Annotated in this window: 22 protein-coding genes, 1 tRNA gene and 1 pseudogene; 5 read left to right on the top strand and 19 right to left on the bottom strand. The window is 69.0% G+C overall.

The annotated features are described in order from the left end of the window. Positions 1-5: 5 nt before the first annotated feature. On the bottom strand, positions 6-707 hold the full coding sequence (locus G524_RS0110380) for a murein L,D-transpeptidase catalytic domain-containing protein (RefSeq protein WP_027443662.1): 702 nt from the start codon (positions 705-707) through the stop codon (positions 6-8). Between the two features lie 159 nt (positions 708-866). Between G524_RS0110380 and G524_RS15615 the strand changes: the two genes are divergently transcribed. Further along, positions 867-1,388: a hypothetical protein gene (locus G524_RS15615; RefSeq protein ID WP_211219318.1), complete on the top strand. Its 522-nt coding sequence runs from the start codon at positions 867-869 to the stop codon at positions 1,386-1,388. Here the strand turns inward: G524_RS15615 and G524_RS0110370 are convergent. The 4 genes from G524_RS0110370 to ispG are packed head-to-tail and all read right to left on the bottom strand — an operon-like array spanning position 1,379 to position 4,503. After that, on the bottom strand, positions 1,379-2,290 hold the full coding sequence (locus tag G524_RS0110370; RefSeq protein WP_027443661.1) for a histone deacetylase family protein: 912 nt from the start codon (positions 2,288-2,290) through the stop codon (positions 1,379-1,381). The two genes, G524_RS15615 and G524_RS0110370, sit on opposite strands and share 10 nt — an antisense overlap. A gap of 9 nt (positions 2,291-2,299) precedes the next feature. Then, positions 2,300-2,851 carry a manganese efflux pump MntP gene (locus G524_RS0110365; RefSeq protein ID WP_027443660.1) on the bottom strand — a complete coding sequence of 184 codons (552 nt, stop codon included), beginning with the start codon at positions 2,849-2,851 and terminating at the stop codon, positions 2,300-2,302. Between the two features lie 6 nt (positions 2,852-2,857). Beyond that, entirely contained in the window at positions 2,858-3,349 is a 492-nt protein-coding gene (locus G524_RS0110360; RefSeq protein WP_027443659.1) for a thioredoxin family protein, read from the bottom strand. After that, entirely contained in the window at positions 3,346-4,503 is a 1,158-nt protein-coding gene (gene ispG, locus G524_RS0110355; RefSeq protein WP_027443658.1) for a flavodoxin-dependent (E)-4-hydroxy-3-methylbut-2-enyl-diphosphate synthase, read from the bottom strand. The genes G524_RS0110360 and ispG overlap by 4 nt, the downstream gene beginning before the upstream one ends. A 35-nt stretch (positions 4,504-4,538) precedes the next feature. Here ispG and G524_RS0110350 point away from each other — a divergent pair, with 35 nt between their 5' ends. Then, the gene (locus G524_RS0110350) at positions 4,539-5,546 is read left to right on the top strand and encodes an alpha/beta hydrolase (protein WP_245561350.1); all 1,008 of its coding nucleotides are present in this window, start codon (positions 4,539-4,541) and stop codon (positions 5,544-5,546) included. Here the strand turns inward: G524_RS0110350 and G524_RS0110345 are convergent. Both G524_RS0110345 and G524_RS0110340 read right to left on the bottom strand, forming a co-directional pair. After that, positions 5,534-6,484, bottom strand: a complete 951-nt coding sequence (locus G524_RS0110345; RefSeq protein ID WP_027443656.1) for an SDR family NAD(P)-dependent oxidoreductase — start codon at positions 6,482-6,484, stop codon at positions 5,534-5,536. The two genes, G524_RS0110350 and G524_RS0110345, sit on opposite strands and share 13 nt — an antisense overlap. 23 nt (positions 6,485-6,507) lie before the next feature. Beyond that, a complete protein-coding gene (locus tag G524_RS0110340) occupies positions 6,508-7,020 on the bottom strand; it encodes a GNAT family N-acetyltransferase (RefSeq protein WP_027443655.1) in 513 nt (170 codons plus the stop codon). A gap of 75 nt (positions 7,021-7,095) precedes the next feature. Here G524_RS0110340 and G524_RS0110335 point away from each other — a divergent pair, with 75 nt between their 5' ends. Further along, positions 7,096-8,160, top strand: coding sequence for an isoaspartyl peptidase/L-asparaginase family protein (locus tag G524_RS0110335; protein WP_084625147.1), 1,065 nt, complete (start codon positions 7,096-7,098; stop codon positions 8,158-8,160). A 99-nt stretch (positions 8,161-8,259) separates the two neighbouring features. Here G524_RS0110335 and bla read toward each other — a convergent pair whose 3' ends face one another. The 8 genes from bla to G524_RS0110295 form a co-directional block, all read right to left on the bottom strand. After that, entirely contained in the window at positions 8,260-9,195 is a 936-nt protein-coding gene (bla, locus tag G524_RS0110330; protein WP_027443653.1) for a class A beta-lactamase, read from the bottom strand. Then, positions 9,192-10,115: an RDD family protein gene (locus tag G524_RS0110325; protein ID WP_027443652.1), complete on the bottom strand. Its 924-nt coding sequence runs from the start codon at positions 10,113-10,115 to the stop codon at positions 9,192-9,194. Before G524_RS0110325 ends, bla begins: the two co-directional genes overlap by 4 nt. Further along, positions 10,112-11,179 carry a stage II sporulation protein M gene (locus G524_RS0110320; protein ID WP_027443651.1) on the bottom strand — a complete coding sequence of 356 codons (1,068 nt, stop codon included), beginning with the start codon at positions 11,177-11,179 and terminating at the stop codon, positions 10,112-10,114. Before G524_RS0110320 ends, G524_RS0110325 begins: the two co-directional genes overlap by 4 nt. Then, positions 11,176-12,549: a DUF58 domain-containing protein gene (locus tag G524_RS0110315; protein ID WP_051221128.1), complete on the bottom strand. Its 1,374-nt coding sequence runs from the start codon at positions 12,547-12,549 to the stop codon at positions 11,176-11,178. Before G524_RS0110315 ends, G524_RS0110320 begins: the two co-directional genes overlap by 4 nt. 4 nt (positions 12,550-12,553) lie before the next feature. Further along, complete coding sequence (locus G524_RS0110310) at positions 12,554-13,510, bottom strand: AAA family ATPase (RefSeq protein WP_027443649.1); 957 nt, start codon at positions 13,508-13,510, stop codon at positions 12,554-12,556. Positions 13,511-13,512: 2 nt separating this feature from the next. Continuing rightward, on the bottom strand, positions 13,513-14,778 hold the full coding sequence (locus tag G524_RS0110305) for a DUF4350 domain-containing protein (RefSeq protein ID WP_027443648.1): 1,266 nt from the start codon (positions 14,776-14,778) through the stop codon (positions 13,513-13,515). Beyond that, the gene (locus G524_RS0110300) at positions 14,775-15,449 is read right to left on the bottom strand and encodes a hypothetical protein (RefSeq protein WP_051221126.1); all 675 of its coding nucleotides are present in this window, start codon (positions 15,447-15,449) and stop codon (positions 14,775-14,777) included. The genes G524_RS0110305 and G524_RS0110300 overlap by 4 nt, the downstream gene beginning before the upstream one ends. Before the next feature lie 103 nt (positions 15,450-15,552). Further along, positions 15,553-16,452: a prephenate dehydratase gene (locus G524_RS0110295; protein WP_027443646.1), complete on the bottom strand. Its 900-nt coding sequence runs from the start codon at positions 16,450-16,452 to the stop codon at positions 15,553-15,555. Between the two features lie 119 nt (positions 16,453-16,571). Here G524_RS0110295 and G524_RS0110290 point away from each other — a divergent pair, with 119 nt between their 5' ends. Next, on the top strand, positions 16,572-17,258 hold the full coding sequence (locus G524_RS0110290; protein WP_051221124.1) for a c-type cytochrome: 687 nt from the start codon (positions 16,572-16,574) through the stop codon (positions 17,256-17,258). An 88-nt stretch (positions 17,259-17,346) separates the two neighbouring features. Here the strand turns inward: G524_RS0110290 and G524_RS0110285 are convergent, their stop codons facing one another. Both G524_RS0110285 and G524_RS0110280 read right to left on the bottom strand, forming a co-directional pair. After that, on the bottom strand, positions 17,347-18,009 hold the full coding sequence (locus tag G524_RS0110285; RefSeq protein WP_027443644.1) for an RlmE family RNA methyltransferase: 663 nt from the start codon (positions 18,007-18,009) through the stop codon (positions 17,347-17,349). Continuing rightward, entirely contained in the window at positions 18,006-19,247 is a 1,242-nt protein-coding gene (locus G524_RS0110280) for a Ppx/GppA phosphatase family protein (RefSeq protein WP_027443643.1), read from the bottom strand. Before G524_RS0110280 ends, G524_RS0110285 begins: the two co-directional genes overlap by 4 nt. 187 nt (positions 19,248-19,434) lie before the next feature. Between G524_RS0110280 and G524_RS0110275 the strand changes: the two genes are divergently transcribed. Beyond that, positions 19,435-19,508, top strand: a tRNA-Gln gene (locus G524_RS0110275). Positions 19,509-19,617: 109 nt separating this feature from the next. Here the strand turns inward: G524_RS0110275 and G524_RS16630 are convergent. Next, positions 19,618-21,132, bottom strand: a pseudogene (locus tag G524_RS16630) (AlwI family type II restriction endonuclease); the annotation flags it as partial. Between the two features lie 35 nt (positions 21,133-21,167). Then, positions 21,168-21,508: IS5/IS1182 family transposase (locus G524_RS0110260; protein ID WP_027443640.1), on the bottom strand; the 341-nt coding region annotated here is incomplete at its 5' end.

Genomic DNA, 21,508 nt, shown 5'->3' with positions numbered 1-21,508 from the left:
CGGGCCTAGAAGGCGCTGCCGAGGGGCCGGGCCCCAAGTTCGAGCGGGTGGCGCTCATAATGGGCAAGTTCGGGGACGGGCAGGATCGACCCATCCTCCTCGAGCCCGAGCGAATCGGCGATCAGCAGCCGCCCGCCCGAAAGATTGAGCAGCGCCTCGCGGAAGGCATCGGTGCCCATGGCAAAGCAGCCGTTCGAGCGCCCGAGCCGACCCCAGCGTTCAAGATGCGCGGGCTCGGCATAATCGGCCCGGTGCATCACGATATAGCGCCGCAGCGCTGCCTCGTTGCTGGGATCAAGCCCGCCGAGGCGCACCGAGGTGCCATAGCGGCCCTTGTACCATTCCCAGGTGACATAGGCCCCGCGGCTGGTGGCGTTCGAGCCTTCGGCATTGCTGAACTGCTTGAGCCAGCCATCGTGCTGCGGATCGGAACCCATGCCGTGGCTGACATGGAACGAGCGCACCTCGCCGCGCTCGAGGTTGACGAAGTGGAACCGCGGCCGGGCTGAATGCAGGCCGAAATCGGCAATGCCCACGATGTCGCGCTTCCAGATCGCTTCGCCTGCGCGGGCAAGCTCGCGCTGGGCGATCTGGAACAGGATGCGGTCGCGGGCGGTGCCGCTCGCCACGCTGGCAAAGGCGCGCGTGGGCATGGCAAGCGCCGCGCCTGCCACGAGGGTGCCCTTGAGGAGGTCACGCCGGTTCATGGAGCAAGAACGTAACCCGCGGCGCGCCGGTTCCCAAGCGGGGCTGCCAACGCTTCATCGCAGCTGCGCCTCGGCTCATGGGCTGACGCGGCGCTCTGGCACGATCCTGCCATCTGCGGCATGAAGGATGGGGCGAGGGCGAACAGGGGAGCGGCGCGGATGGGCAGGATCGGGCAGGCAGGGATGGCGGGGCTGGCGCTGGCGTTGGCGCTCGCCCAAACGGTGGGGGCAGGAGCGGGCGCGCACACCGGCGATCCCGAGGTCGCGGCGGCAGAGGCCGAGGCAGGGGCCGAAGCCCCGCTCGCCCCGCCGCGGGTGCTGAGCCAGCGCGATGCCGCAAGGCTGCGCGGGCTTCAAGGCATCACGTTGCAATGGATCAGCTGGGACAAGCGCGGCGAGGCCAGCGTCACCATCGACGAGGCCGGGCTGTGGCGGCTCCATGGCAGCCAGAGCGGCGCGGACGGGGCGGTGCTGGTGGTCGATGGCACCATCACCGAGATCGGGCCGGACTATTTCATCCTCGAAGGCGCGATCACCATTGCCAACACCCCGGATGCGGGGCCAAGCTGCGAGGGGCAAGGCACCTGGCGCTTCGCGGTGACGCAGAACCGCCAGTATTACCGCCTGCGCACGTTTGAATGGTGCGACCACCTCACCGACTATATCGACCTTTATTTCTGATCCCAGCGCGCGTTCTCGTCGGCCATCGTCAGCATCGAGGCGGCATGGCGTGCCGCCACCGGCCTTGGATCGCTGCCATAGCCGCCGCCCAGCGCCGAGGCGATCGGCACGCCGCGGCGGCGCGCCTCGGCAACGACGAAGCGGTCGCGCGCGGCAAGGCCGGCATCAGTAAGCGCAAGGCGGCCGAGCTTGTCTTCGGCATGGGGATCAACGCCTGCCTGATAGAGCACCAGATCGGGGGCGAAGGCCTCGATCACCTGCGGCAGGTGGCGGGTGAGCACCTCCATGTAGCCATCATCATCCATGCCGTCGGGAAGGCCGATATCGAGGCTCGAGCGGGCCTTGCGCACCGGGAAATTCTTCTCGGCGTGGAGCGAGAGGGTGAAGATGTCCGCGCGCCCGGCGGTGAGGCTGGCGGTGCCATCGCCCTGGTGCACATCCAGATCGACGATCAGCACCCGCGATGCATCGCCCTCGGCGATCAGGCGGTGGGCGGCGACGGCCAGATCGTTGAACACGCAGTAGCCCGCGCCGCTGTCGTGCAGCGCATGGTGGCTGCCGGCGGCGGAGTTGGCGGCATAGCCGTGGCGGCAGGCAAGCTGCGCGGCAAGCCAGGTGCCACCATTGGTGTGCTGCACCCGCCGGGCAATCGCCGGGGTGACGGGAAAGCCGATCCGCCGCTCCTTGTGGCGCGGCACCGCGGCGCGCAGCACCTCATCGACATAGGTGGGGCAATGCACCGCCTCGAGCCACTTGCGCGGCATGGGCGCGGGCGCGTGTTCGGTGATCGCCGCGCCCGAGGCGCGCAGCTCCTCCATCACCAGCCAGTACTTGTCGAAGCGGAAGCTCCCTTGCGCGGGGCGCGGGGCGATATAGTCGGCGTGGTGGACGACGTGGAGCACGCCCCTCCCTCACAGGTATCCGGTGTGCTCGGCAAGGATCTTGCAGCCGAGGCCGACGAGGATCACGCCCCCGGCGCGCTCGGCCCACGCGCCCCAGCGATCCCCAGCGATCCGCCCCAGCCACACGCCTGCCCAACTCAGGGCAAAGGTGACCAGCCCGATCAGCCCCGCAACGGCGAGCGGCTGCACCTCCAGCGCCGGCAGGGTGAACCCGGCGGCCAGCGCATCGATGCTGGTGGCAAGGCCGGCGAGCAGCAACGCCTGGCCGGAAAGGGCGCGGGCGCTTTCTCCAACTTCGTGATCTTCGCTCGCAGAGAGCATGCGAAGTCCGAGGAAGGTGAGGAGGCCGAAGGCGATCCAGTGATCGAGCGCGGCGATGTAGGAAAAGGCCGCCGCCCCTATCCCCCAGCCGGCCAGCGGCATCGCCGCCTGGAAGCCGCCGAAGGTGAGCGCGATTGCCAGCCCGGCGCCAAGCGCGGGCCGGAACCGCGCGCCCTGGGTGAGGGCTACGGCAAAGGCGTCCATCGCCAGGGCAAGGGCAAGGAGCAGCGCTGCGAGCATCGCCGATCAGGGCCTTGCCAGCGTCGCCAGCGCGGCGTGGATCGCGGCCTCGCTGCGGCTTGCCGCATCGCGCCAGCTGGCGGCGGTATCGAGATTGACCGGCGCGCCATCGGGGGTGAGCACGATGAGGGCGGGCGTGCCTGCCAATTCCGCGAGGCCAAAGCGCTGCGCGATATCGAGGTTGCGGCCCGCGCCCGTCTGCGGCTGTCCCACATCGACGAAGACCAGCTCGTAATGCGCGGCCACCAGCGCGGCAAGGCGCGGGGTTTCAAGCCAGCCGGCGAGCGCGCGGCTGTCGTGGCACCAGTTGGCGCCCAGCACCAGCAGCACGCGCTTGCCTGAGGCGGCAGCGCGGGCGAGCGCGGCCTCGACCTCGGCCCTGGCATCGGCGCTGGCAGAAAATGCGCGCGCTTCGGGAGGGGCCGGCGCGGCAGCGCCCGGCGCCACACAGCCAGCCAGCGCCAGCGCCAGCATTCCCGCCATCGCCGCGCGGATCACTCGGCGGCTTCTTGGGCTTGCTGCGCCGCGGCGTGGGGATCGAAGGCGGTGGCCTCGCCCCGCTCGATCTCGGCGGCCTTTTCTTCCACCAGGCGCACGATGTGATCGAGCATGTCCTCGCTCTGGACGGTGTGATCGGTCACCCCGCGCAAGTAAACCATGTGCTTGCCCGCGCCCCCGCCGGTAAGGCCAATATCGGTCTCGCGCGCCTCGCCCGGGCCGTTCACCACGCAGCCGAGGATCGAGAGGCTCATCGGCGTCTTGATGTGCTCGAGCCGCTTTTCCAGCGCCTCCACGGTGCGGATCACGTCAAAGCCCTGGCGCGAGCACGAGGGGCACGAGACGATCCGCACCCCGCGGGTGCGCAGCCCGAGCGCCTTCAGCATTTCAAACCCGACGCGGATTTCCTGCTCCGGTTCGGCCGAGAGCGAGACGCGGATCGTATCGCCGATCCCCGCCCACAGCAACGAGCCGATGCCGATGCTCGATTTGACCGTGCCGCCGATCAGCCCGCCCGCCTCGGTGATGCCGAGGTGCAGCGGGCAATCCACCGCCTCGGCAAGGCCCATATAGGCCGCCACGGCGAGGAACACGTCGGAGGCCTTCACCGCCACCTTGAACTCGTGAAAATCGTGATCCTGCAACAGCTTGATATGATCGAGCGCGCTTTCGATCAGCGCCTCGGGGCAGGGCTCGCCATATTTTTCAAGCAGGTCCTTCTCGAGGCTGCCGGCATTGACGCCGATGCGGATCGCGCAGCCATTGGCCTTGGCCGCGCGCACCACCTCGGCCACGCGCTCGGCCGAGCCGATATTGCCGGGATTGATCCTCAGGCACGCCGCGCCCGCATCAGCCGCCTCGAGCGCGCGCTTGTAGTGGAAGTGGATATCGGCCACCACCGGGATGCGCGCGGCGCGGGTGATCTGGCGGAAGGCGCGGGTCGATTCTTCGGTCGGGCAGGAGACGCGGATGATGTCTGCCCCCACATCCTCGCAGCGGCGGATCTGATCGATCGTCGCCTTCACGTCCTCGGTGGGGGTGTTGGTCATGGTCTGCACCGTGATCGGCGCATCGCCCCCCACGGGCACATTGCCCACCATGATCTGGCGGCATTTGCGCCGTTCAATATGGCGCCACGGACGGATGCTGGACATGGCCGCGCATATAGCCCCGCGGCGATGACGGGGCAATGACCGCGCTTGACATGGTCGCCCCGCGCGCCACTCTGCCGCCGCCAAGGGGAGAGCAGATGCTGAGCGAGACCGGGATCGAACTGCGCAGCCACAGGCCAAGCCTGGTCATGCGCGTCGCCAACTGGCTGCTGGCGCGGCGCAAGCCGGTGTTCCCGCGCGATGCGGCGGCGTTTGCCGCGGCCATGGCGGGCCGCAAACGCCCTGAGGATGCGCCGATGCCGCGCAGCTTTCATCGCCGCTTCATCGTCGAGGAGCGCGCCCTGCTCGGCCACAGGGTGGTGACGCTGCACCCGAAAACGGGGCCTGCCGCCTGGCACATGCTCTATTTCCACGGCGGCGGCTTTGTCCAGCCGATGTTCGCGGTGCACTGGCCGCTGGTTGCCGCCATGGTCAAGCGCTGCGCCATCAGTGTCACCGTGCCGCTCTATCCGGTGGTGCCCGAGGCCAGCCACGAAAGCCAGGAGGCGCTCGCCGATGCCGCCTGGGACGATCTTGCCGCGCGCCACGATCCGGCGCGCATCGTGCTCAATGGCGACAGCGCCGGTGGGCAAATGGCGCTCGCCCTGGCCCTGCGTCTCGCCGCGCGCGGCGGGCCCATGCCCGGGCGCCTCGCGCTGTTTGCCCCCTGGCTCGATCTCGGCCTTGCCGATCCGGCGATCACAAAGGTCGAGCCGCATGACCTGATGCTCAAGATCGGCACGCTGCGCGCCTGCGCGGGGCTGGTGGCGGCGGGCCGGGCGCTCGATGATCCTTCGCTCAGCCCGCTCTATGCCCCTTCAGCGGCGCTCGCCGCGCTCCCGCCGACGCGGATCTGGACCGGGCGGCACGACCTGTTCATCATCGATTCGCGCACGTTTGTTGGCCGCCTGCGCGCCGCCGGGGTGGACGCGCGGCTCTATGAATACGCGGCCGCCCCGCATGTCTTCATGGCGATCTTGCCGACCCGCGAGGCGCGCGACGTGATCGGCCTCTTGAGCGCCTTCCTTGCCGATCAGGAGGGATAGCGCACGCCCGTGGCCGCCTCGCTCAGCGCCCACAGCCGCTCGGCATAGGAGGTGTTGAGCGCATAGCTGCGCACCCCCCTGTCGCGCGCCGCATCATCGACCTCGGCGACCTGGCAATCCTCGCAATAGACCCCGCCCCGGCCTTCAAGCTCGGGAGCGGTGGCGGCCCAGCAGGTGGTCGCCGCGCCCTGGGGGATGGTCTTCCAGCGGAAGGTACTGTCGCTCGCCTTCACCCGCTTCATCAGCGCTTCGGCCATCTCGGGGGTGAGGTGGCGGCCGAGATTGGTGTCGATCCCGCCGGGGTGGACGGCATAGGCGTGGATGCCGAGCACGGCAAAGCGCGCCTCGAGGCCGACGGTGAAGAGCACATTGGCGGTCTTCGACTGGCCATAGGCGATCCAGGGATCATAGGCGCGGCGGGCAAAGTGGGGATCGTCGAAATCGACCGGGGCGATGTGGTGGCCGCGGCTTGAAAGGTTGATGATGCGCTTCAAATGCCCTTTCTCGATCAGCGGGAAAAGCTCGCCGGTGAGCGCGAAATGGCCAAGATGGTTGGTGCCGAATTGCAGCTCGAAGCCATCGCGGGTGTGGAGGAAGGGGCAGGCCATCACCCCGGCATTGTTGATGAGGAGGTCGATTTTCTTGAGCTTCTGCCGCGCGCGCGAGGTGGCGGCGCGGATGCTCTCGAGCGAGGCAAGATCGACGGTGAGGCTGTCGAGCTTGGCCTTGGGGTGCGCCGCGCGGATCGCCGCGGCGGCCGCATCGAGCTTGGCCTGTTCGCGCCCGGCCAGCACCACCTCGGCCCCGCGCGCGGCCATGGCCCGGGCGGTTTCCTGCCCGAGGCCCGAATTGGCCCCGGTGATGAGCACCGTGCGCCCGGATAGATCAATGCCGGCAAGCACCTCGTCGGTGGTGCTTTCGCGCCCGAAATCGCCCATCTGCCCCTCCCTCGTGCTCTTCCCTACAGCGACAATTCGTAAAGATATTCCGGATCGTGGTGATCGCCCACCTTGAAGGTGATGTCGGCGATCTTGTCAAAGCCATAGCGCTGGTAGAAGCGCTGGGCGCCGAAATTCTCGGCATAGACGCTGAGCAGCACCGCATCATGCCCGCCCGTGCGGGCGCTGGCGAGCGCCCAGTCCATCAGCGCCGCGCCGATGCCCTTCCCGGTGCAGTGGGGCAGGGCATAGAGCTGGGCAAGTTCGATCGGATCGCGCGCGCGGCTCAGGGAAGCAAACTTGCTGGGATGGCGCAGCTTGCAGAAGGCAACGAGGCGGCCCGCATCCTCGGCGAGGCGGTGGGTGCATTCTTCCCCCGCGATCTCGGCGGCGACCGCCTCTGGGCTGTGCACCTCGGCAAGGAAGGCGGCAAGGTCCTTCGGCGCATAGAGGTGGCCGAAGGCGGCGGTGAAGGTTTCGGCCCCGAGCGCGGCGAGGGCCTCGGCATCATCCAGGGTGGCAGCACGATAGATCATGCCCGCGACCCTAGCCTGCACGGCGCGCGCTGTTAAGCTGGCGAAATCGGCGGCGGCGGGGTAGAGATGGCCGCCATGAAGAACCTCCTCGCTCTGGCGGCGCTCGTCCTCATGTCCCAACCCGCTGTTGCCGAAGATGCTGCGAAGTGGTCGCTCGCCATCCACGGCGGGGCCGGCACGCTCGATCCCGCGCAGATGACGCCCGAGAAGCGCGCGGCCTATGAGGCGGACTTGCAAGCCGCGCTCGATGCGGGGGCGCAGATCCTCGCCGCGGGCGGCAGCGCGGTGGATGCGGTCAAGGCGGCGATCGTGATCCTTGAAGATTCGCCGCTGTTCAACGCCGGCAGGGGTGCGGTGTTCACCTGGGACGGGACGAACGAGCTTGATGCCGCGATCATGGACGGGCGCGACCGCAGCGCCGGGGCCGTGGCCGGGGTGAAGACGGTGAAAAACCCGATCCTGCTGGCAGACACGGTGCGCACGCAGTCCGAGCACGTGTTCCTCATCGGCACGGGCGCGGAGGAATTTGCGGTGAGCAAGGGCTTTGCCGTCACCCCGCCCGAATATTTCGCCACGCCGGCGCGGCGCGAGGCGCTCGAGCGGCTGAAGGCGAAGCAGCTCTCTGCGCTCGATGTCGATCACAAGTTCGGCACGGTGGGGGCGGTGGCGCTGGATACGAAGGGCAATCTGGCCGCGGGCACCTCGACCGGGGGTATGACCGGCAAGCGCTGGGGCCGGGTGGGCGATGCCCCGGTGATCGGCGCGGGCACCTATGCCGACAACCGCGCCTGCGCGGTCTCGGCGACGGGGTGGGGCGAATATTTCATCCGCGTGGGCGTCGCGCACGAGATCTGCGCGCGGCTGCGCGCCGCAGCCGAGGCCAAGCTCGCGCTCGCCGATGAGCGCACCCCCAGCACCGGCGTGGCCGCGGCGGAGGTGCAATATGTCGCCGATGCGGTGATGGCCGAGGTCGCCAGCCTCGGCGGGGATGGCGGGGTGATCGTGGTCACCCCGGCGGGCGATGCGCTTTTCAGCTTCAACACCACCGGCATGTATCGCGGCCGCGCGACCAGCACGGGCCTGCGCGAGGTGGCGATCTTCGGCGGCGAGGCGAAGGCGTCGCACACGCCGGATCACTAATGCCCCGTCCCCGCGGGGAAGGGGTTGGGGATGGGGGTTCTTTGCGCTCAGGCGTCGAACCCCCACCCCCTGACCCCCTCCCCCAAATGGGAGGCGGGCTTAGTAGAGCTTGCCCACCAGCGGCAATCCGCGCTCGGGCTCGGCGAATTCCTTGATGATGCGGCCCACCCGGGCGAGCACCTGCTCGCCGCGGGGGAGCATCTCGTCCGTGCTCTGGCGGGCGCGGAAATAGCAGGCGAAGGTGATCGGCCCCTCGCCCTTGGGCCCTTCGGCAAAGCCGATATCGACATAGCAATATTCGCGCCCGGCGATGAGCCCGCTGGTGCCGGTCTTGTCGCCCGCCACCCAGCCCTTGGGCAGCCCCGCGCGCACGCGCCGCATCCCGGTCTGGGTTTCCACCATCCAGCCTTTAAGCTCGGCGCGTTCGGCCTCGGGGAGCACCTCGCCATAGACGATCCGCGCCAGCGTGCACGCCATCGCCGCCGGGGTGGTGGTGTCACGAAACTCGCTCGCCGGCACGAGATTCAATTCCGGCTCGTAGCGATCGAGCCGGCTCACGCTGTCGCCGAGACTGCGCCAGAATGCGGTGAGCGCCGCCGGGCCGCCGAGCGCGCGCAGCAGGATATTGGCCGCGCCATTGTCGGAGGTGACCTGCGCCGCGCGCGCCAGTTCGCGCAAGCTGGCCCCCCTTGGCAACCGCTCCAGGGTGAAGGGCGAATGGCCGACAAGGTCAGCCTTGCCCCACGTCACCCGTCGGTCGGCATCGATCGCGCCTGCGGCGTGGCGCTGGAGCAGCAGCGCGGCAAGGCTCAGCTTGAACGAGGAGGCATGGCCGAAGCGCTGCTGCTGGTTGAGCCCCACCGCCACCCCGCTCACCGGGTTGAACAGCTCCACCCCCAGCGTGCCATCGCCCGCCGCCTCGATGATCCGCAGCTCGGCGGCCAGCCGCCCCAGCGGGCTCTGGTCGGGCGGGATGCAGCCGCTCGCCCCCAGCGCCAGCGCGCCGCCCATGAACATCCTTCGATCCAGCTTCATGAGAACTTGTCCGCCTTGCGTTTGCCGAAGCGCAGATCGGCCTCGAGCCGCCCGCGCAATTGCGCATAGAAGGCCTCGAGAAAGGCCCGTTCATCGCCCGCCCCCGGCTCCCAGCCGATCTTGCGGCAGATCGTGGCATGAACCGCGACCAGCGCCTGCGGCTCGCCCTCGCGCAGCAGCCGCTCGAGGGTCTGCAATTCCTTCTCGCCATAGACCGAAAGCTCGGCCTCGCCGAACTGGTAGCGCGCGCCGGTGAGCGCGCTCGCGCCGCTTGCCGCGGCGGGGGCGGCAGACAGCACCGGGGCAAGGCGCGCGCGCGGGCGCTCGACCACCCAGGTGCCGGCGACGATATCACCCGCGCGCAGGCCATCGCGGTTGAAGAAGGGAAAGAGCAAGAACAGCGCAAACCACGCGGTTGCCGCCCAGCCCAGCGCGCCCACCTCCTCCTCACCCGATCCCGCCACCGCCAGCACCAGCAGGAAGATGAGCGGATAGAAGATCTCGATATCGCGCAGGAGATTGCGCGCGATCACCGCCTCGGCGGTGAGCCGCCCGCCGCCGCGCGCGGCAATGCGGATGCCGACAAGGCGCTTGCCCAGCGTCGCCCCGCGCGGCCCCAGCTCCTGCACCAGGAAATAGCCATACCAGAAGGCAAAGACGATGAGCGCCAGCAGCACCGCGAGGAACTCCTGCGCCCCGCGCGTGGCGCGATCGGGATCGAAGGCCGTGCCGCTCAAAAGCCCGGCGGCAAGGAACAGCAGCAGCAATTGCACCGCAACGAGGATCGCCACGATGATCGCCAGGTCGATCACCAGCGCCCCCGCGCGCGCCCCGCGCGAGGCGAGGGTGAGCGGCAGGGCCAGGCCTTCGGGCGTGATCAGGCTGCGCGCGCGCCCCGCGCTCGGCGCCGCCGCGCTCATGCGCCCCCCTCGCCGCGCGCGGGCGGGCGGTAGAGAAAGAAGTAGGAAAGCCAGAAGGCCAGCATCGTCCCGCCGATGGCCAGGCGCTCGGTGGTGCCGCCCACCAACTGGCGGGCGAAGGCTTCGAGCAGCGCGGCGATGATCATCATCAGCACCACGCCCACCATCACCAGCGCGCTGCGCCGCCCGGCGGCTGACGCCGCCTCGAGCACGCCAAGCTCGCCGGGAAAGGCCATCGCGCGCCCGATATGCAGGCCCGCCGCGCCCGAAAGCAGGATGCCGAAAAGCTCGGTGGTGCCGTGGACGCTGAGCCAGGCGACAAGTTCCAGCCCCAGCCCCTCACCGGCAAACAGCCACACAAGCGCGCCCAGCATCGCCATGTTGTGCACCAGCAGCATCAGCGAGGGGATGCCGAAGGCAAAGCCGAGGGCAAAGGCAAGGATGCACACCGCCGAGTTGTTGCTGAACAATTGCGCCGCAAAGGCCGATAGCCCGCCCGCGCTCTTTTCGGTCCCGAGCGTTGCCAGCAGCGCCTCGCGGCTGGCGCCGGGCACGCGGGTATCGGCAAGCCCGCTCGGCACCAGGCGGAAATACCAGGCCTCATCGCCCGCCACCAGCAGCCAGCCGACCAGCACCCCGGCCAGCATCACCCCGAGCGCGATGGCCATATCCAGCCCCACGGCGCGCACCGTCCGGCTCCAGCCGCCAAAGAGGAAGCCGCGCAGCCAGCGCACCAGCCCCTGGCGCGGGCCATAGACCTGGAACCAGGCGCGCTGCACCAGCGCCTCGAGATAGGCGAGCGTGGCGGCATCGAGGCTGGTCTCGCGCGCCACCGCAAGGCTCGAGGCGGCGGTGCGGTAGAGCGCGGGCAGGGCGATGAGATCGGCATCGGCGATACGCCGCAGTTGCCCGCGCTCCATGCGCGTGACGATCTCCTCGAGCCGGCGCCACTCGCCCTCGCGCGCGAGGCGAAAGCGGTCGGAGCGCAGCGCCGCGCTGGCGATATCGGGGGGCGGCGCGACTTCTGCGCGCCCGAGCCAGGCGGCCAGGATCGGCGGTCTCATCCGATCGCCTCCCGCGCGCGCAGCGCCAGATAGCGGTCGATGAGGCGCGGGCCGATGGCGCTGAACGGCGCCTCGATCACCTCGATCCCGAGCGCGCGCAGCCGCTGGAGCACCAGCCGGCGCTGCTGGGCGAGGGTATCGGCGGCGACCGCGCGGGCGAGCGTGGCCAGATCGCCCGGGGGCGCGGCAACCATCGCCTCGAGCGCCGGATCGGCGAGCGTGACGAACAGCACGAGGTGGCGGCTCACCAGCCGCCCGAGACTTTCGATCATCAGTTCGGCGCCGGTGGGATCGGCAAAGTCGGAGAACACCACCACCAGCGAGCGGCGCCTCAGCCGGGCGGTGAGCGTGGCCAGCGCAAGGGTGAAATTGGGCTCTACGGATTCGTAATCGAGCGCTGCGGCGGCGCTCTGGAGCCGCGGGAAGGCGCGGGTCTCGGCGATGAAGGGGGTGAGCACCTGCACCCTTCGGGCAAAGCCGAACAGCGCCACCTTGTCCCCGCCCTTGAGCATCACATAGGCCGCGGTCAGCCCCGCGCTCACCGCCCGGTCGATGCGCGGCAGGCCGCCGATCGGCTCGCACATCGCCTGTCCGCAATCGAAGGCGAGCACGATCTGGTTGTTGCGCTCGGCCTCGTTCTCGCGGGCATAAAGGCGGGTGTGGCGCGCGCTCGCCTTCCAGTCGATGCGGCGCCGGTCCATGCCCGGCTCATATTCGCTGAGCGCCTCGAACTGGCTGCCTTCGCCGCGCATCCGCCGGGCGATGAGGCCGACCTCGGCATTGCGCAGGAAGGTTTGCAATTCGCTGGCGCGCACAGGCGTCAGATCGGGCCAGATGCGCACCTCCTGATCGAGCGCGCACGCCGCCTGGCGCGCGCCGAGGCCGAGCGGGCCGTGCCAGCGCAGCCAGGCCCGGCTGATCGGCGCGGTGCCGCGGCGGCTGGGTGCGGGCTGCGCTGCGCCGCGCCAGAGCGTTTGCGCCCCGTCGCTCTGGACCGGGGCCAGCGCCAGGCTCACCCGGCCGCCTTCGGCAAGGCGGGGATCGCAGGCGAGCGCGGCGGCCATGCGGCGCGCGCGGCCGCCGGCAAGCGTGGCGGTGACGGTAAGCGCGAGCGGCTGGCCGACCTCGGCATCGCCGGGCGCGCGCACCTGCGAGGCGGAGAGCCTGCCGGCGCGCCAGGCATCGACCAGCACCAGGGCGACAAGCGCGCCCGCGGCGAGCGGGGCGATCAGCCAGGCGGCGGGCGCCGCCGCGGCGATCACCACCGCCACCGGGGCAAGGGCGGCGGCGATCCACGCCGCGCGCGCGCTCGGCACCACCGGCAGGGCAAGGCGCGCCAGCGCGTCCGCCAAGGCGAGGCGGCGGGCCATGGGCCTAACGCGGCGCCTCGGTCGCTTCGACCAATTCGCCCACCAGCGCCTCGATGTCGCGCCCCTCGATCTCGGCAGCGGGCGAGAGGGTGAGGCGGTGGCGCAGCACCGGCACCGCGAGCGCCTTGACATCATCGGGGATCACATAGTCGCGCCCGGCCAGCGCCGCGCGCGCCCGCGCCGCCCCGGCGAGCAGCACCGCGGCGCGGGGCGAGGCGCCGAGGCTGAGTTCGGCATGTTCGCGGGTGGCGCGCACCAGCCGCACCACATAGGCGATGATCTCCTCGGCCATGGTGACCGCGCCAAGCGCCGCGCTCGCCGCGGCCAGGCCGGCGGCATCGGTGACCGGCGCAATCCCGAGTTCGGCCGGGCGCGGCGGGCCGTTCAGCTGGCCGAAGGTGGCCACGATCCGCGCTTCCTCCGCGGCGGCGGGATAGGGCACCAGCAGCTTGAACAGGAAGCGATCGAGCTGGGCCTCGGGCAGGGGATAGACCCCCTGGCTCTCGATCGGGTTCTGGGTGGCGATCACCATGAAGCGCGCGGGCAGGGGGTGGGTCTCGCCATCGAGCGTAACCTTGCGCTCCTGCATCGCCTCGAGCAGCGCCGCCTGGGTCTTGGGCGGGGTGCGGTTGATCTCGTCGGCAAGCAGCAGCTCGCAGAAGATTGGCCCGCGGGTGAGGGTGAACTGGCTGGTCTGGAAGTTGAACAGGTTGGAGCCGAGGATATCGCCCGGAAGCAGATCGGGGGTGAACTGGATGCGCCCGAAATCAAGCCCCAGCGCGCGGGCAAAGGCATTGGCGAGCAAGGTCTTGGCGGTGCCGGGCGGGCCTTCCATCAGCACGTGGCCCTGCGCCAGCAGCGCCACCAGCAGCATCTCGACCAGGCTTTCCTGCCCGACGATCGCCTTGGCGATCTCGGCGCGGATGGCATCGGCGAGCGCGCGCACATCGGCAAGGTTCATGGTCATGGATGTGGATGTCCCTGTTCGCATTGGGTGACAAGCTGGTCGAGCGCCTGGGCGGCGGCGAGGATCTCGGCCGGGCGGCGGGCCGCGGCAAGGCGCGCGGCACGGGTGGTGAAGGCATCGCCTGCGCCAGCGCGGGCGGCCCAGCGGCGGGCGAGCGCGGCGTCGATCATCGCCGGCTCTGCCCGGGCAAGGCCGAGCCTTTCGGCGAGCCGCCGCGCCACCAGCGCGCCATAGGGCGCAGCGAGCAGGCCAAAGCGGCGCGCGCGCAGGATCAGCCCGGCGCTGTTGGCGATGAGCTGCTGCTTGCCGAAGGCGATTGGCGGCCCCGCGGGCGCGGCGGGCGGGCCAAAGCGCAGGAAGGCGCGCCAGCCGACGAGCACGAGGGCAAGGAGCAGGCACAGCGTGGCAGCCAGAAAGGGCGGGCGCAGCGCCAGGGTGAGGAGGTTCTCCTCGCCGCCAAAGCCGTTGAAGGTGAGATCGAAGATCACCGGCCCATTGCCCGCGCCTGCGGCCAGCCGCTCGACCAGCGCCACCGCCAGCGCCGCGCGCGCCCTATCGGCAAGGCCGTAATTGTTGAGGAGATCAGGATCGGCCACGAACACCACCCGCTCCCCCGGCCATTCCACCGCCAGCGCGCGCCCGGCGCCATCGCGGATCAGCACCTTGGCCGAAGGCTTGTCGAAATGGAGCACCTCGCGGGTCGGCAGCCGCCCGGCAAGGCCCAGGCCTTCCCAGCGCGGCGCCTCCCCCAGCGGCACCTCGGCGCGGGCGTGGGTGAGGGTGAAGGGGGCGGGCAGATCGGCGGGCCAGGTGAGCGCGCGGGCGCCTTCGAGCACCACCCAGCCACGCTTGAACTTCGCCCGGGCGGCAGGGGGCAGATCGGGCGGCGGGGGCGCTGCGGCCCACTTGGGCAGGATCACCAGCGTCGGCTGGCGCGCCGCCGCGCGCTGCGCCAGCACCCGGGCCAGCCGCGTGCTGTCGGGAAAGCTCGGCGGGGTGAGCACGAGGAGGCCGTAATTGTCGAGCGCGGCCTCGCTGCGCGCGCGCATCACCTTGCGCCCCTGCGCCTCGACCAGCCGCACCAGGCCGGCATAGCCGTTGAGGCCGCGCGCCGCGGCATGGCCCTCGCCGGCGCGCCCCTCGTTGACCACGCTGCTGCCCGAACCGATCAGCCAGGCCATCAGCAGGAACAGCGCGGCCCCGCCTGCCACCAGCGCCAGCGCCCCGGCGCGCGAGAAGGCGGGGGGCGGGTCGGCGCTCACCGCGCGGCCTCGCCTGCGCTCTCGAGCCGGGCGAGGGCAAAGCGGGCATAGGCCGCGCGCGCCGCCTCCCAATCCTCGCGCCCCAGCGCGCGCAGGGCAAAGAGCGAGCGTTCGACCCGTTCGGCGATCACGCCGAAGGCGGCGCGCGCAGTTTCGGGCAGGGCGGCAAGCGCGGCCAGCTCGCGCGCGGTGCTCGAGGGGGCGACCCATTCGGGCCGGGCGGCGGCGATCTGGCCGATGCTGCGCTGGAGCAGAAGGTGCGTGGCCTCGTCAAAGCGGCCCTCGCGCGCCAGCCGGTCGGCATCTTCGAGAAGGGCAAGGCTGGCGGCCTCATCCGGGCGCCATTCCTCCTCGGGCGCCGCGCCGCGCGCGCGCCGGGCGCGCAGGGCCGGGCCGATCACCCGCACGAGCAGCACCAGCACGAACAGGGCGAGCGCCCCCAGCACCACCCATTGCAGCCACCACCAGGCCGCGCCCAGCGCCTCGCCCAGCGGGGCGAGGAGATCGGCGAGCCATTCGATCAGCGCGCGCAGCGCCTGTTCAAAGGCGGTGGGCTGGGGCGGGGGCACATCGGGCAGGGCAACGGGGGCAAATTGCAGATCGCCATCGCTGCGCAGTTCGGCCCAGCCTGGAGGCGCGCCGCCGCCCGGAGGGGCGGGGCGCGCGCCCATCGGGGCAGGAGGCAAAGCAGGCGCGGCGGTCATCCCGGCGCGAGTGGTGACACGCCGCCGCCGCCCATGCAACCGGGAAAGGCGCGCGCGCGGCTTGCCCGGCCTATCCGCGCGGCCGCGCCTGGGGATAGCTGCCGAGCAGACGCAGGTGCCGTGAATGAAAGGCACATTCCTCGAGCGCGCGGTCGACCGCCGGATCGCCGGGGGCGCCGATGATATCGGCATAGAACATGCTTGCGGCAAAGCTTGCCCCCTGCTGGTAGCTTTCGAGCTTGGTCATGTTGACCCCGTTGGTGGCAAAGCCGCCGAGCGCCTTGTAGAGCGCGGCCGGAATGTTCTTCACCGCGAAGATGAAGGTGGTCATCAGCGGCGCGCCCGCTGCGGCGAGCGCCTCCGGCCCAAGCGGCGCGCGCGCGAGGATGACAAAGCGGGTGGTGTTGTCGGGCGCATCCTCGACATGGTCGGCGATGATCTTGAGGCCATAAAGCTCGGCCGCGATCGCCGGGGCGATCGCCGCGATCGCAGGATCGCCGCGCTCGGCCACATAGGCCGCCGCGCCCGCGGTGTCGGCGTGGCTCAGGGGCACGATCCCGCGTTCGCGCAGGAAGCGGCGCGACTGGCCGAGCGCCTGGGGGTGCGAATAGGCCGCCTCGAACGGCCCGTCGCCCAGCGCCATCAGCGCATGGTGGATCGGCATGAAATATTCGCCGACGATGTAAAGCCCGCTTTCGGGCAGGAGAAAATGGATATCGGCCACCCGCCCGTGCTGCGAGTTCTCGATCGGGATGATCGCGCAGCCGGCGCGCCCGTCCTTGACCGCATCGAGCGCGTCCTCGAAGCTGAAGCAGGGCAGCGGCAGCATCTCGGGCCGGGCCTCGCTCGCCGCGCGGTGCGAATTGGCCCCGGGCGAGCCCTGGAAGGCGATCGCGCGGGCCGGATCGGCCGCCGCAGCGGCGCGCATCTGCTCGACCATGGCGAGCGCGGGGGCGGGGAAGGAGTGCATCACGGCGGCGCGCCTAAAGCCTTGCGGCACACCGGGCAAGCCTGCTTGCAAAAGCCGCAAGGATTGATGCCACGATCGGTCTTGCGCGCCTGCGCGCCCGCCACTATGGGCCTCGCGGGATGAATCAGGACACTTCTTCGCAAGCCGATGCTGCCGGCCAGAAGGGCGGCGGCGATCTGTTCAACACCGCCGCCGGCTGGGTGCTGTTCGCGGCCGGGCTGGGGCTTGGGCTCTCGATCCTCTCGGGCAAGTATTTCCACGGGGACAAGCCCGAGCGGCCGGAAAAGCTCGGCTACGTGATCGAGGGCGCGGTCGAGGAAAGCGCCGGGCCGGCCGAGATGAGCATGGCCGAGGCGCTTAACAAGATGCCCGCGGCCGAGCTGATCGCGGCGGGCGAGAAGGCCTTCTCCAAGTGCCAGAGCTGCCACACCGTGGATCAGGGCGGCGCCAACGGGGTTGGCCCCAACCTCTATGGCACCATGGGCAAGGCGGTCGCCAGCCACCCGGGCTTTGCCTACAGCGCTGAACTGAAGGCGCTGGGCGGCACCTGGGACTGGGAGAAGATGAACCTCTGGCTCAAGAACCCCAAGGGGCTGGTGCCGGGCACCAAGATGAGCTTTGCCGGCCTTTCCAAGATCGAGGACCGCGCCGCGATCGCCATGTATCTCAATTCCAAGGGGTCGAACCTGCCGGTGCCGGCCTTTGAGGGCGCGGCTGCGGCGGGCGGGGAAGCAGCGACCGAGGGCGAGGCCGCGGCCACCGGCGCGGCCGAGGCGGGCGCCGAAGCGGCAGCGGCGGGCCAGTAAGGCAGCAGTTCATCAAGGGCGGCGGGCCAGCAGGGGCGGCAGGTTCAGCCTCCGCCCGGCCTCGGCGCTGCGTGAAACCGTTGCGGCGCTAACGCCCCTTGAACCCCTGCGCCACCACATACCATTCCGATGAATCCTTGCGGCTCGCCGGGGGCTTGGCGTGGCGCACCTGCCCAAAATGCTGCTTGAGCAGCGCGAGCAGCGCGCTGTCGGTGCCGCCGGCCAGCACCTTGGCGACAAAGGCGCCGCCGGGGGCGAGCGTCTCGATCGCAAACCACGCTGCCGCCTCAACCAGCGCCATGGTGCGCAGGTGATCGGTCTGCTTGTGGCCGACGGTGTTGGCGGCCATGTCGGACAGCACCAGATCGGGCGGCCCGCCGAGCGCCGCGGTGAGCGCGGCGGGGGCCTCGTCAGCCATGAAATCCATCTGCAGGATGGTAACCCCTGCGATCGGGGCGACCTCGAGCAGATCGATCCCCACCACCTCGGCGCGCGGGGCCTTTTGCCGCACCACCTGTGCCCAGCCGCCCGGGGCGATGCCGAGATCGACCACCCGGCGCGCGCCCTTGAGGAGGCCGAAGCGCTGGTCAAGCTCGATCAGCTTGTAGGCCGCGCGGCTGCGATAGCCCTCGGCCTTGGCGCGCTGGACATAGGGATCGTTGAGCTGGCGGGTGAGCCAGCGCACCTGCGCGGCGCTGCGCCCGCGCGCGCTCTTGAGCCGCTTGCCCTGCGGCCTGGCGCCCCGGCTCATGCGCGGCTGTGCCGGGCCGGGGGCGCGGCGCCGCGCTGGCGCTGGAGCGCCTTGAGGCTGCGCTCGGAGCGGCGCTCGGCGGCCATGATGCTGCGCAAGATGCCCTCGCGGATGCCGCGATCGGCCACCCCCAGCCGCCGCGCCGGCCACAGATCGAGGATCGCCTCGAGAATGGCGCAGCCCGCCACCACCAGATCGGCCCGATCGGCGCCGATGCAGGGCAGGCTGGCGCGCTCGTAAGGGGTCATCAGCGAAAGCCGCGCGCTGATCTCGCGCATCGCCGCGGCCGGGACGATCAGCCCGTCAACCGCGCTGCGATCATAGCTCGGCAGTTCGAGATAGAGGCTCGCAAGCGTGGTCACCGTGCCGCTGGTGCCGAGCAGGCGAATATCGCCGTGGCGCGCGGCGGCGGCGATGCGCGCGGCAAAGGGGGCAAAGCTCTCGGCCACCATCGCCTTCATGCGGGCATAGCGCGCCGCGCGCGCGGCCTCGCTGTCCTCGCCGCGCCCGATGGTGTCGGTGAGCGAGACCACGCCCCAGGGCACGCTCTGCCAATCGAGGATGCGCGGCACCCTTGCCGGGCTCGCGGCATCGGGTTCGACCAGCACCAGCTCGGTCGATCCGCCGCCGATGTCGAAGATCACCGCCGGCCCGTCCCCGGCCTCGAGCAGGATGTGGCAGCCCAGCACCGCGAGGCGCGCCTCCTCCTCGGCGCTGATGATGTCGAGAACGATGCCGGTCTCGCGCCGCACCCGCTCGATGAAGTCCGCCCCGTTGGCGGCGCGGCGGCAGGCCTCGGTCGCCACCGAACGGGCGAGGCGGACATTGCGGCGTTGCAGCTTGTCGGCGCAGATCGCCAGCGCAGCAAGCGTGCGCTCCATCGCCGCGTCGGACAGGCGCCCGGTGGTGGCCAGCCCCTCGCCCAGCTTCACCACCCGGCTGAAGGCATCGATCACGGTGAAATCGCGGCCCGAGGGGCGGGCGATGAGCAGGCGGCAATTGTTGGTGCCAAGGTCAAGCGCGGCATAGGCCTCGCCGTGGCTCGGCGCCCTCATCGCGCCGATTGCGGCAAGATCGGGCGCGCGGCGGGCGGCAGGCTTGCCGCAGCCGGGCGCATCGTGCCGCCGGGGATCGGGCTGAGGGGGGCGCTTGTAGCGGAAATCGGCTACCTTGCCGGACGTGCCGCCCCGTTTCTTCCCAGCACTGGTCTTTCTGTCCGGCGGGTGTGTGTCCGCCATGATCGCATCACTTCCATAACACTGGCCCGGCGCGCTCCGGCACGGGGCAGCACTTGGGGCAAAGGGTATCGCAAGCCCCGCCCGTGCGCAAGCAGCGCCCGCATCGCCGGCCTTGACCTTCGCCGCTGAGGAAACTAGGGAGCGCGCGCTGCGCCTCAAGGCGCTGCCGCCTGCCGCGGCTGGCCGATGCCCCGTCCTCTAATGGTAAGAGAGCGGACTCTGACTCCGTCAATCAAGGTTCGAATCCTTGCGGGGCATCCAGCCGTCCGGCATTATGGCGCAGAGGAATTAATTTTCCTCTAGCGCCCTGATTTATATGCCATTTCCTACAAGAAATCTGCTGGACGAGTGTTTGCGGTCAATGACCCAACTACCGGCAAGCCTTCTCGACTTCCAAGGCAATGCGCCTTTTCCATTCTGGAGCTTCTTGCGTTGCCCATGATCGGCATTCCTTGAGAATCGCGACTAGCTTCTCAGGCATTGCGTCTAGATCTGCCTGCCCGGCTCTCAGAAAGTCCTGGAAATGTCCGAGCCGCATTGGGACGATATCTAGCACGATTTTGCTATCATCGGCACGATACCACTCCCCATAACGGAACGTATGAGCCGTATTGCTGTCGATATCGATTGCAATGAAAAGGCCGAAAACTCTCTTGTCTGGATTGTCGACGAACTGCTCAGCGTATTCAGCGACGTGCCTTCTGACAGGTTCACCCTCAGCGGCTTCCTGTCTCGATGAGCGAGTTAGCGTAACTTCGACCACGATCACGGCGTTCTCAAACTCGAAGACCATATCCGGTCGGCCAGCTGCGGCACAATGAACAGGAAGGAAGTCCTGGTCGATATCGAAATTGCGACATTCCCAAGGAGGACGAACCAGAGAATTCATGGCGAGGAATGCTCGCCAGATTACCCATTCGAGATAAGCAGGATATTCTCCCTTAGGAATTGAAAGGACGGTTCCATCAGGCAGGCTTACGCTGCGTCGTGTAGAGACCACATCCATCCATGCGAGGATTTCTCCAACCTTAGATGCTTGCTCCTTTGCAAATGTTTCCTCGTCCAGCTTCTGAAGGCGTTCTTCGAGCTTGTGGCGCTCGATCTCAAGATCAGCGGTTGGCAAGTCTTCCGCGACCTCGCCCACTTCCTCTCCCGCTGCCTCAAGCCTGTTGGTAAGGTCTCGAAGCACCGTGATGGCATTTTCTCGGTCGTCGGTCGGCAGTGATGCGCCATTCCACAGAGATTGAAGGTAGCCCGGCTCATCTTTGGAAAAGTCTTTTACATTGGCGAGGATAAGATTTGCCAGTTCCTGCTTTAAAGGAGAAATGACCAGCCCCCGGCCAGATGAACGGAAAAGACCAGACGCCTTTAGATAGCGGAAATTGACATCCGCATAATCGTTGAAGGTCCCGATTTTCGTTCCGATGTTCTTGGCTGCCATTTGGTATTGTCCGCGGTCGAATTCCCTCACGCGTCCGGCTGCAGCTATGCGGGCGTGGCGATACTGCAGCAGCTCGTTAACAACGGTATCAATGCCGTCGTCTGGGGTCTTCGTCTGGACGTATAGGGCAAATTCTTCGAAGGAGATGCGCCCATCTTCGCCGCCAGCAGCCAAACGCTCAAATATCGTTAGGACAAATGCCAACGGTGAGAACTGATTTGCCTGATAACGTGTCTCGAGCACTGACGGAATTCTATAGGTTACAAGAGAGCGGAGGAAGCATTCTTGTTGTTGCGCCACCGATCCGGCATTTGCCAAGCGCAGTCCATTTGGTGTTATCTCGAATGGCCTTCCAGTTAGACCCTCAACTCCCTTTGTCGACTTGACCAAATCGGGGTCTATGGCTCCACTCGCTACCCCTCTGGTCAGCTGGGGCGTCACGAAACCAAGCTGTGATAGAGCTGAGCGCCACTTTCTTCCTAAGCCGTGGACTCATTAGCTGCGATCCATAGGCGAGTTGAGAAGAGTTTGGCAGCGGCGAGGAAGTTGTCGGCGCGTTTGTCGTATCGCGTGGCCAAGCCTCTGGCGTGCTTGAGTTTTCCGAAGAAGCGCTCGATCAGGTTGCGATAGCGGTAGAGGAAGGAGCTGAAGGCGAAGCCCTTCTTGCGGTTGGCCTTTGGCGGGATGTTGGCGAAGCTGCCGCGCGCCTCGACCTTGTCGCGGATGGCGTCGCTGTCATAGGCCTTGTCGGCGAGGAAGATGCTGCCTTCCGGCACGGCCTCGAGCAGCGGATCGGCCTGTTGGCAATCGCTCGCCTGTC

The sequence above is a fragment of the Erythrobacter cryptus DSM 12079 genome (assembly GCF_000422985.1).
GTDB lineage: Bacteria > Pseudomonadota > Alphaproteobacteria > Sphingomonadales > Sphingomonadaceae > Erythrobacter > Erythrobacter cryptus.
Note: the sequence above shows the minus strand (reverse complement) of the source record. Positions and strands in the feature narration are given on the sequence as shown.

Bases quoted from the DNA above. Each gene is read 5' to 3' on its own strand.
- G524_RS0110380 (WP_027443662.1), bottom strand. From the start codon at position 707: ATGAACCGGCGTGACCTCCTCAAGGGCACCCTCGTGGCAGGCGCGGCG.
- G524_RS15615 (WP_211219318.1), top strand. From the start codon at position 867: ATGGGCAGGATCGGGCAGGCAGGGATGGCGGGGCTGGCGCTGGCGTTG.
- G524_RS0110365 (WP_027443660.1), bottom strand. From the start codon at position 2,851: ATGCTCGCAGCGCTGCTCCTTGCCCTTGCCCTGGCGATGGACGCCTTT.
- ispG (WP_027443658.1), bottom strand. From the start codon at position 4,503: ATGTCCAGCATCCGTCCGTGGCGCCATATTGAACGGCGCAAATGCCGC.
- G524_RS0110350 (WP_245561350.1), top strand. From the start codon at position 4,539: ATGACCGCGCTTGACATGGTCGCCCCGCGCGCCACTCTGCCGCCGCCA.
- G524_RS0110345 (WP_027443656.1), bottom strand. From the start codon at position 6,484: ATGGGCGATTTCGGGCGCGAAAGCACCACCGACGAGGTGCTTGCCGGC.
- G524_RS0110340 (WP_027443655.1), bottom strand. From the start codon at position 7,020: ATGATCTATCGTGCTGCCACCCTGGATGATGCCGAGGCCCTCGCCGCG.
- G524_RS0110335 (WP_084625147.1), top strand. From the start codon at position 7,096: ATGAAGAACCTCCTCGCTCTGGCGGCGCTCGTCCTCATGTCCCAACCC.
- bla (WP_027443653.1), bottom strand. From the start codon at position 9,195: ATGAAGCTGGATCGAAGGATGTTCATGGGCGGCGCGCTGGCGCTGGGG.
- G524_RS0110325 (WP_027443652.1), bottom strand. From the start codon at position 10,115: ATGAGCGCGGCGGCGCCGAGCGCGGGGCGCGCGCGCAGCCTGATCACG.
- G524_RS0110320 (WP_027443651.1), bottom strand. From the start codon at position 11,179: ATGAGACCGCCGATCCTGGCCGCCTGGCTCGGGCGCGCAGAAGTCGCG.
- G524_RS0110315 (WP_051221128.1), bottom strand. From the start codon at position 12,549: ATGGCCCGCCGCCTCGCCTTGGCGGACGCGCTGGCGCGCCTTGCCCTG.
- G524_RS0110310 (WP_027443649.1), bottom strand. From the start codon at position 13,510: ATGAACCTTGCCGATGTGCGCGCGCTCGCCGATGCCATCCGCGCCGAG.
- G524_RS0110300 (WP_051221126.1), bottom strand. From the start codon at position 15,449: ATGGGCGCGCGCCCCGCCCCTCCGGGCGGCGGCGCGCCTCCAGGCTGG.
- G524_RS0110295 (WP_027443646.1), bottom strand. From the start codon at position 16,452: ATGCACTCCTTCCCCGCCCCCGCGCTCGCCATGGTCGAGCAGATGCGC.
- G524_RS0110290 (WP_051221124.1), top strand. From the start codon at position 16,572: ATGAATCAGGACACTTCTTCGCAAGCCGATGCTGCCGGCCAGAAGGGC.
- G524_RS0110285 (WP_027443644.1), bottom strand. From the start codon at position 18,009: ATGAGCCGGGGCGCCAGGCCGCAGGGCAAGCGGCTCAAGAGCGCGCGC.
- G524_RS0110280 (WP_027443643.1), bottom strand. From the start codon at position 19,247: ATGGCGGACACACACCCGCCGGACAGAAAGACCAGTGCTGGGAAGAAA.